This is a genomic window from Candidatus Poribacteria bacterium, assembly GCA_021295755.1.
Classification (GTDB): domain Bacteria; phylum Poribacteria; class WGA-4E; order WGA-4E; family PCPOR2b; genus PCPOR2b.
The window spans coordinates 9936-18058 of record JAGWBT010000123.1 but is presented as its reverse complement, the minus strand read 5'-3'; the positions used below and the strand labels follow the sequence as shown (position 1 = coordinate 18058).

The following is an 8123-nucleotide window of genomic DNA, read 5'->3' as shown; positions in this document are numbered from 1 at the left end:
GAGCGAGGCAGACATATCACCGTGGGCGCAATTGAGATTTTAAGCCGTGCCAACAAAGACCGACCAAGTGAGAGAGACAGCTTTGTTGCTAAATGCGAAAACCTAATAGCCAGAAACGTCTCATTGATCATTGTTGATGTCCTTGAACTGCCTTTTTTCAACCTCCACAATCAATTGCTTCGGGCGGTCAAAGCAACAGCGGGATACATAGAGGAAGATCCAGAAAATCCACTTTATTGTGCCGCTTACCGAAAGCAGCCTCACGGGGAATCCAATTTGGGGATAGTGGATATCTGGCATAGCCCCTTAAAAATTGGAGATATATTGCCTGAGCTACCGTTGTATATCACTTCTGAAGTTGCAGTGCCTGTAAATTTTGAGGAATCCTATATGAAGGTTTGTAAAGTCTTCAGAATATTATCCCCCCAATAAAAATAAAGCAGAGGAAACACTATGGCTCAATCGAGCTCAAAACTGATTTTGGCAGGGAAGTTAGCAGACGGTCTTGGCGGCGAAGCCAAAGCCGATCAAGCAATTCTAGTGACGGGAGATCGTATCACCGCCGTGGGACCGCGGCGGCAGATTCGGCGGCAGGCACCGCCGGATACCGAGCAGATCGACCTTAGTAACGCTTGTGTGACGCCGGGGCTGATTGATGGGCATACCCATCTGAGTTTGGCGGGTGATGGACGTAACTATATTGAGATGTTCACCGAGACCGATGAGATGATGGTGCTCACCGGGGCGATGAATCTACGCCGTCATCTGGCTGCTGGCATTACCACGATCCGAGAACACGGTGCCCGGAACCGAGTGGGGTTTACGATTAAAGAGGGGCTTAGGCGCGGGTATATTCCGGGACCGCGTATGCTTGTGAGCGGACGACCTATCACCTGTACCGGCGGGCATTTTCACATGTGCAATGAGGTTGCCGACGGCGAGGCGGAGATGCGTCGTTCAGTCCGCCGCTTGGTGCATGAGGGTGCGGATTATATCAAAATTATGGCGTCTGGCGGTGGCACGGCAGGCACGATTCCCGGTCGCGCGAGCTATACCGTTGCGGAACTCCACGCCACTGTCCACGAGGCGCACCACTTTCACCGTCTGACAGCGGCGCACTGTCGCGCGAAGGAGTCGATGGTGCGGGCGGTTGAAGCGGGGGTGGATCTGATGGAACACGCGGAGTTTCTCGACCCGGATGACCAACTGCGTTTCGATCCGAAGGTCGCTGAGATGATGGCGGAATCCGGTATCTGGATCAGTCCGACGCTTCAGGCGTGGACGGGCTATCCGCAAATTGCTAGACTCACGGCACAACGAGAGGCGGGGACGATCTCCCCTGAAGGTGAAGCGGAACTGGACCGACTTGAGGAGCGGGCAGAGGTGCGCTTGGATGTGATGCGGCGAATGTTGGACTACGGTATGCGGGATAGAATCGTGCCGGGGACGGACTCCGGCGTCGGAGATCTCGCTTTTGGGCATCTGGATTACGATTTACAGTTACTGGTTCGTGTTGGGTTTACGCCCGCTGAGGCACTTGTCTCTGCTACCAGCATCTCCGCTGAGGCGATCGGGATGGGTGGCGAGATTGGCGTTATTGCGCCGGGCAGGGTTGCCGATCTTGCTGCCTTCGATGGTGATCCAACGGTCGATGTTTCCGCTTTCAGTCGTGTTGTGGCAGTATTTCAGAGTGGCCAAAAGGTTCATTAGTGCATTAGTTCATTATAACTAATGGTGCTAGTTTGCAGCTGTTGATAACATGATGCGTGAAACGTCAAAACCATTGGTTCATCGGTTCATCTAGCCCCAGCGGGGCGACATGTGTATCCGAAGGGGGGAACGTAAGAAGAATGAATGAACCAACCGACTAATGAACCAATGAACTCCCTGACCTACGGATTATGGGGAAAGTTGAGATGGTTGTTTATGCGATTGGAGAAATGGCGAATATCTTGCAATCTAATTCTACTATATCAAATTGGACTTTGATTCTGGCTGCATAAAAAGATAGGAGAAATTGGAGATGGCAGGTCAACCCATAGTCACAATTGAACAATGGTTCACTGAAGGCTGGAGACTATACAAACGACATCCAGCCACCTTTTTCTTTGCAAGTTTGCTTGGGGCGTTAGTTTGTATTCCACCGGCTTTCCTGTTTTTCGCCGCCCCGCTGTATGCGGGCTTGTATTATATGGCGTTGAAATCAATGCGCGGAGAGAAGCCACGGATTCGCGATATTTTCACGGGATTTCACCGATATTGGGGTGCCTTATTCCTATGGTGGTTATTCCTAATCGCATTTATCGTCCTCTGTACAACGGCGATTGGGATCTTGGTAACGCCACTGCTCTGGGCGATTTCGATGTTGGCATTTCCATTGTTAATTGATGAGAGGAAGGGGGTTGGCTCTTCCTTTGGTACTGCGTTCAAAGCTGTGTTTACATGGAAGAACTGCGCGCGATTCTGGCTATATGGATTGGTTGTGCCCCTTGTTTCATTTCTCGGTGTTTTAGGGTTTGGCTTTGGGCTGTTTATCACCGTTCCGCTTGCCGTCTGTGTTCAGGTGATCGCCTATCGAGACATCTTCAAGCCGGAGGAAGCGTTCCAACAGGAGGTACTTGAGCCGTGGCAGGACTATCCCTTCAAACTCAAAGCGAAATATATTGGTCCTGTCTCACGAATTCGTGACAGCCGCAACCAAATTTTTGAGCAAATTCATTCTGCCGACGATAGTGTTAAATCGTTGCTGGAGGGTTCGATCGAGCATATCGATAATGTTTTTGCGAAAGCTGCTGATCTGAGTCACCGCTTGCAACAGATTGATGATTACTTAGAAACGACGACTATGCAAGTGCTGCACATTGAAAAGACAGAAATTACGAGAAAGTTAGCAGAATCGCCGAACGCTGCGGTGTATGCTCAATATGAGGAGGCATTACAGACGCTTGAAGAACGCATTGAAAATCATGGACAGCTTGAGGAATTAAGGGAACAGATTGACGCCCGGTTAATGACAATTCGTGTGTCGCTTGACAACACCCATGCCAAAATCGTCCGGATCCGGACGACGGAAATAAGTAATGCCCGTCTTGAGAGTGATGATGTTTCCAGAGCTTTGCGAGACTTGCAGATTGAAATGGATGCTTTGCTAAAGAGTCTAGATGAAATGTCGGAAGCATCATAACAAGATGGGTGCTAGTATAGGCATACTCCGTATGCCGTAACCTGCACATATCATAGATCGGGCACCAATGAACTATGGTAGATTTTAGAATTAATTAGACATTGCCAATCGGCGAGGTTAGGAAACATCGACTACCGGGGATAAAAAAATCCGGGCTATGACCCCGGTAGGTGCGGTTTTTAACCGCACCTACCGGCGCAGTTGGAAACAGCGCCTACCAAATACTTAGGATTCACTATAATGAATCAATTTCATGTTTCACGCTGTTTGCGTTTCGTGTGTTCACTTGACATGAACCGAAAAGTTTTTCTATTCCCTCTTTTTGCTATAGCGTTTTTTTCTTGGATAACTACTGCGGCTGAATCCGCGTCGCCTCCAAGATTTGGTGGGACACTGCTGGGGGCAATTTTTCAACCAGTAACAACGCTTGATACGGTCAACTATCTCAATTTTGCGGAGTTACATGTTGCATCAAATCTGTACGAAGGTTTGGTGAAACGGGACCGCTTCGGACGGATTAGCCCCGCAATTGCTCAGGGTTGGATCCATTCCGAGGATCACCGGATCTGGACATTTGTAATCGCGCAAGGGATGACGTTTCATAACGGCAAGCGGGTGACGGCGACCGATGTAAAATTGGCTTGGGAGCGGTTTGTGCGACAGGGGGTGTGGCTGGTTTCTCCGCACCCCCTACTTCAGATTCGGGGAGCCGAAGTTCATCGAAGCGGGACGGCGACACAGATTGAAGGGATTCGTGTCCTTGACGATTCCCGCCTCCAGGTTACGCTGCGGGCCGGCGATCCAAACTTTTCGGAAAAACTGACTTCGCCCACAGCGTGGGTGACCACGCCTGGGGATACGCAGCCGATTGGTACGGGGCAGTTTCGGTTGGAATCGTTCGGTAGGACAGAGGTGCGATTGACGGCGAACTCGGATTACCTTTGGGGTAAGCCCTATTTGGAGGAGCTGACTTTCCGCTATTATGCAAATTTAGATGAGGCTCTGTTTGAGTTTGAGTCAGGAGTGCTAGATGCCTTGCCGCTTCCTATTACAGAGGTGGAAAGGCGCCAGCGTAAGGGGCTTGAGGACATTTTAATCCGAACAGATTCGGCAACGCTTGTATATCTGCGCCTTCCGGATAAGATCGAAATCTCCAACCCATCACTAACTTCGCCTGTTCCGACCTGGTACAACGTGCTCAGATATGCGGTTGACCCGGACGCGCTCTTGCGTTTACAATACGGTGAAAGTCCGTCCAAAATGGTATTTGTGCCTTTTGCGTTTCCCTACGATCGTATAAAGGCGCGCAGACGAATGAAACATGTTGGCTGGAGGACTCCGATCGATCTAGTTTATGCACAGCTGCCCGACAACACGGGCAATGCGATTGCGACGTGGTTGAAACGTGACTCTCTTTCCCAGATCGGGTTGCAGGTAGAGATTAAAGCGGCGGACATGGATACTTTGCAGAGAGCGTCCAAGGCGGATTCGCCGTCCCTTGCTTTGCTATCTATGCCGATTGCACCGGATAGCGATGTTTCAGCTTTAGAACTCGGTCAATCTAATTACTTTATTCCGCTTTATCTTCTGCCATCTAGTTTTTTGTGTCAGCCCAAGGTCCGTGGGATGGAGATTGGATCGGGTGGGATCCTCGTATTTGGAGGGACTTGGTTGGCGGAGTGAAACGTGATTCCAAATTTTTGATGGAGGCTGAACTTTATGGGTGGGTTAAATTCTGAACAGATTGCGTTTTATAAACATGAGGGCTACCTCTTAGTGGAGGATGTAATCCCTGTCGAGGATCTACAACTGTTGATTTCGGAGTTAAACGAGACAGTGGATCAGAACGCTCGAGAAGCACAAGCAGAGGGACAGTTGTCTGAGCTATTTGAAGATGAGCCTTTCGAGCGGCGGTTAGCTCGGATGGTAGAGTCCGTCGCTGATCCGTCTGATACCTCATTTAGTGATACTTTCTTCGAGGGATTGCACGGTAAATTGAAGACAGAGGGTATGTTTGCCGTGCAGACGCACCCGGCTATCTTGGATATTGTTGAATCGTTGATTGGACCAGAAATTTTGGCGCATCCGCAATTCAATATCCGTCCGAAACTCCCCAATCAGGATACCTCCGTGGTTCCTTGGCACCAAGACTTGGGTTACTTACAACCGGACGCGTCCGAGACTTTCATGGTCAACTTCTGGATTCCGCTTGTGGATGCAACGGTGGAGAACGGTTGTATGGAAGTGATTGCGGGTAGCCACAAAGCGCCACTGATTAACCATGTTACAGGGCTTGGACCGGGGCGTAACTTTAAGGGAATTGTTGATGGGGCGTTGCCCGATGGCGAGCAGGTCCAGTGTCCGGTGCCGTTGGGCGGTGTGTTGCTCATCCAGCACAAAACCATTCACCGTTCGGTCCCGAACCACTCCGATCACATCCGTTGGAGCATGGATATACGCTATAGCGACCCTCGTATGCCTACCGGTCGCGATGGGGTGCCGGGATTTATCGCGAGAAGCGAAGCAGAGCCAGCGTCTGTGGCGAATACGCTGGCGGATTGGTTGAGACTGTTCGAGTCAGTGTAACCTGCTAGCAATGCGCATTTAAGAATCGGACAGCAGCTACGAGCCCACACTAAACGAGAGGTTGTGACCGTGAACGAGCAAGAACAATACCCGACCATGGGAGACCGAGAAAAATACCTATTCGACCTCCAAGGTTTTCTCTTGGTCAGAGGTTTTCTTTCGACCGTTGAGGTAGACACCCTGAACGAGTCCCTCGACGCCAACCTGGACAAACGTGGAGAATACGGGGAGCCGAATGTCATCAGTGGACAATGGCAGGGAAGGCCCCTCGAGGGGCGGTTCAGTCCATTTCGGCATTACAGCGGCATGTTGACGTGGCAGCCTCCTTGGTGTCAACCCTTCCGCGATCTGTTAGCTCACCCCAAGCTCATCCCCTATCTCAATACCTTGATGGGCCGCGGCTGGAAGCTAGACCACGGCGTCGATGTTCTGACCTCCACAGCCGGCTGCGAGGGACTAAAACTGCACGGTTCGGGCAATCTCACTTTCAACGGCTCCCGCTTCTACGCCTACCAAAACGGGACAATGCGTTCCGGGCTAGTCGTTTGTCAATATTACTTGACTGATGTGAATCCGGGCGATGGTGGCCTATGCGTGATACCCGGCAGCCACAAAGCAAATTTCTCCTGTCCCGAAGACATTCTGACGTTAGAAGCCAACGAGGAAGTCGTCTATCACATTCCCCTCTCCGCGGGCGATCTGGTAATTTTCAACGAGGCAACCACACACGGAACTGCCCCTTGGAGAGGAAAAGGGGAGAGACGCACGGTACTCTATCGCTACACTCCTAAGTATCTCCACTATGCCGGTGGGATTTACCAGACGTGCCTACCGGGATGGGTCTCCGAACTGACCGAAGCCCAGCAGGCGGTGCTGGAACCACCCTATGTCTACAATCGACCACTGATCGAGGCGGATGGTAACACTTTAGTACAGCCCCGACGAGAAGGGGAGTAATAGGGTATGCCAACGCGCACCTTCCAGCTCGATTCTCAGAAATTTTAGAATATGATCAGAAAAGTAAGCATGGCGTTTTGCCTCATCGTAACTGTTCTCTTTATTTGGGTTTGGCACCATCAAAGCCAATTTAATGACCATTCGCGCAAGGGTTTTTTTCATCTGAGGAATGGTGAGTTAGATCAAGCGGTTGAGGCATACACCAAAGCCATCAGGAACAAAGGGCGGACAATCTTTTTCGCTCAAGCGCCCTCGGCGTATAATAACCTCGGTCAAGCCTATCTGCGTAAAGAGGAATACGCTCCGGCAATCGCCGCCTTCCAAAAAACGCTTGAGATGAGTCCAGATGCAGTGGGAGCTTATATCAATCTAGCGACCGCTTACCTAAAACAGAACCTACCAGATTCGGCGATCGAATCTTGTGAGACAGCAATTCAGATCTCTCCGGAGGTCGCGCACCTCCATTACAACTTGGCTTGCGCCTATGCGTTAAAGGGAGAAGACCAGAAATCAATTGATTCCCTTCAGAGGGCGGTTGAGCTTGACGGGCGGATGCGGGTGCTGGCAAGGGAGGAAGATGTATTTAATCGTCTTCGGTCACATCCTGTATTTTCTGCTGAGTAAATGGGTAATTCCTGCCGTTGTAAATTTCTGCTTGACAATTTGAAAGTGGGCATGTATAATTCACCGTTGCGTTTGCTGGCGTAGCTCAGTTGGTAGAGCGAGTGATTTGTAATCACTTAGTCGGGGGTTCAAGTCCTCTCGCCAGCTTTCATTCAAGTGGGCGGATACCCAAGTGGTCAACGGGAGCAGACTGTAAATCTGTTGGCTAAGCCTGCGGAGGTTCAAATCCTTCTCCGCCCATCATACCAAAGCGTCGGAGACGTGTCCCCGTGGCGTCCCAAGCAAAACGCGGGAGTAGCTCAGTTGGTAGAGCATTGGCCTTCCAAGCCAATTGTCGCGGGTTCAAGTCCCGTCTCCCGCTTTTCGGTTTTGCTTCCGATCGTGTGCCGACGTAGCTCAGTAGGTAGAGCGCGTCCTTGGTAAGGACGAGGTCACCGGTTCAATCCCGGTCGTCGGCTCCATCCTGTTTTTTGACGGTTAACTAGCAACATGCCCAATGTTTTAGCTTTGGGCTCGACACAGTAATGTTGTGTGCTTCTTTCTACAAAATATGGTATACTAGAGACTATTGAGCAGAACACCAAAACGCTATTATGATAGCGTTCCTGCTTACGTCGTGGTGGGACGCACCGAGACGTTAAACGCGTGTGGAGATGCCGTAAGACCCCAGCAGTCGGGGCAAGAATCGGTGAAGCGAGAAGATAGCACAGAGCAATTGATACTGGTCAGTCTATCATAAGGATCCCAAGCATTTAGGCTTGGGAGTAGTCAA

The 8123-nt window shown here is 50.6% G+C and carries 8 protein-coding genes and 4 tRNA genes; all 12 read left to right on the top strand.

The window, feature by feature from the left end; genetic code table 11:
* Positions 1-432 (top strand): hypothetical protein (locus J4G02_16930; GenBank protein ID MCE2396235.1); only part of this gene is annotated, 432 nt, incomplete at its 5' end.
* A gap of 21 nt (positions 433-453) precedes the next feature.
* Complete coding sequence (locus tag J4G02_16925; protein MCE2396234.1) at positions 454-1710, top strand: amidohydrolase family protein; 1257 nt, start codon at positions 454-456, stop codon at positions 1708-1710.
* 313 nt (positions 1711-2023) lie between these two features.
* Entirely contained in the window at positions 2024-3184 is a 1161-nt protein-coding gene (locus tag J4G02_16920) for a hypothetical protein (GenBank protein ID MCE2396233.1), read from the top strand.
* Between the two features lie 240 nt (positions 3185-3424).
* Positions 3425-4867 (top strand): ABC transporter substrate-binding protein, encoded by a 1443-nt coding sequence (locus tag J4G02_16915; protein ID MCE2396232.1) that lies wholly within the window; start codon positions 3425-3427, stop codon positions 4865-4867.
* 36 nt (positions 4868-4903) lie between these two features.
* Positions 4904-5770, top strand: coding sequence for a phytanoyl-CoA dioxygenase family protein (locus J4G02_16910; GenBank protein MCE2396231.1), 867 nt, complete (start codon positions 4904-4906; stop codon positions 5768-5770).
* A 69-nt stretch (positions 5771-5839) separates the two neighbouring features.
* Positions 5840-6727, top strand: a complete 888-nt coding sequence (locus tag J4G02_16905; GenBank protein ID MCE2396230.1) for a phytanoyl-CoA dioxygenase family protein — start codon at positions 5840-5842, stop codon at positions 6725-6727.
* Between the two features lie 51 nt (positions 6728-6778).
* On the top strand, positions 6779-7351 hold the full coding sequence (locus J4G02_16900; protein ID MCE2396229.1) for a tetratricopeptide repeat protein: 573 nt from the start codon (positions 6779-6781) through the stop codon (positions 7349-7351).
* Positions 7352-7425: 74 nt separating this feature from the next.
* Positions 7426-7498 (top strand) — tRNA-Thr (locus J4G02_16895).
* Between the two features lie 11 nt (positions 7499-7509).
* Positions 7510-7591: transfer RNA gene (locus tag J4G02_16890), tRNA-Tyr, on the top strand.
* 48 nt (positions 7592-7639) lie between these two features.
* Positions 7640-7712, top strand: a tRNA-Gly gene (locus J4G02_16885).
* 24 nt (positions 7713-7736) lie between these two features.
* Positions 7737-7812, top strand: a tRNA-Thr gene (locus J4G02_16880).
* A 107-nt stretch (positions 7813-7919) separates the two neighbouring features.
* Positions 7920-8090, top strand: coding sequence for a hypothetical protein (locus tag J4G02_16875; protein ID MCE2396228.1), 171 nt, complete (start codon positions 7920-7922; stop codon positions 8088-8090).
* The last annotated feature ends 33 nt before the right edge of the window (positions 8091-8123 follow it).